The organism is Pseudodesulfovibrio sp. JC047 (assembly GCF_010468615.1).
Classification (GTDB): Bacteria; Desulfobacterota; Desulfovibrionia; order Desulfovibrionales; family Desulfovibrionaceae; genus Pseudodesulfovibrio.
In genome coordinates this window covers 1-314 of record NZ_WUEH01000130.1, presented here as the reverse complement: position 1 = coordinate 314, position 314 = coordinate 1, and the positions used below count along the sequence as shown (strand labels likewise).

The 314-nt window shown below is 42.7% G+C and carries 1 protein-coding gene; it reads right to left on the bottom strand.

All coding sequences use genetic code 11. The features are described 5' to 3' along the window. The coding region (locus GO013_RS16885) for a replication initiation protein (protein ID WP_163813209.1) at positions 1 to 314 on the bottom strand (314 nt) is incomplete at both ends.

Genomic DNA, 314 nt, shown 5'->3' with positions numbered 1-314 from the left:
GTGGCGTTCTTTTTTCGTCCTATAACCAGCTACAATGTCGGTGGTGGCGTTGATTTCTTTGAGGCTTGGCTCTAAAACATTGTTTTTGAAGTCTTTCCACTTATAATAACTTTTTGGCACGCACAACACATCTTGGAGATTGATTAGATACAGATCCACTTCGTTGCGGTTTTGCTTGAGTTCGCTCAAAAGCATTTGATAAATGCGGATCGCATAACCGCTTCTTATGGGCAAAATGTGCTGTAAGGGGATCTGCGTGAAATTCTTACTAAGCCCTAGCAAGTAGGGTTTTAGGCAGTCGTTGAGTTGGTAGC